Origin of the sequence: Streptomyces sp. NPDC127092, assembly GCF_042722475.1 — a bacterium.
Lineage (GTDB): Bacteria > Actinomycetota > Actinomycetes > Streptomycetales > Streptomycetaceae > Streptomyces.
The window spans coordinates 611-1,110 of the sequence record NZ_JBHXFE010000372.1 but is presented as its reverse complement, the minus strand read 5'-3'; the positions used below and the strand labels follow the sequence as shown (position 1 = coordinate 1,110).

Below are 500 nucleotides of genomic sequence, written 5' to 3'. Positions count from 1 at the left end.
GCCAGCATCTGCTCGACGCGCCACAGGGGCGGGCCGGAGGCGAGGCCCTCGACCAGCGGCTCGAACCAGCCCTGGACGTCCCGGATGCGGGAGGCCTCGGCGATCCGACCCTCGGCGATCCACGCCTTGATCCGCAGTCGGCCGGCATGGAGCGCGCCGACGGCCATCATGAACGGGGACTCCTCCCCGAGGGCGGCCTCCACGCAGGCCTGCTCCATGAGGTCCGCGACGGCCCGCTGATAGTCCTCATGGGAGGCGAACACGGCGTCCTCGAACGGGGATCCATAGGCCAGGATGTCCAGGAAGCGGCGGCCGGGGGCGTACCGCTGGAGGAGCTCCTCGGCGTGCGCGGAGGTCACGGGGGCGCCGCGGCCGGCCTCCTCGAGCTGGCCGACGAGCTCCCCGAGGAATCGGCGCGCCTCGACGGGGCCGCCGAGGATCTCGGGCTGGGCCCGGACGAGCGTGGCGTAGTAGTGCCGGACCACGTCGCGGTGCAGCAG

The 500-nt window shown here is 73.6% G+C and carries 1 pseudogene; it reads right to left on the bottom strand.

The window, feature by feature from the left end:
* Positions 1 to 500: pseudogene (locus tag ACFWJO_RS40535) on the bottom strand (hypothetical protein); the annotation flags it as partial.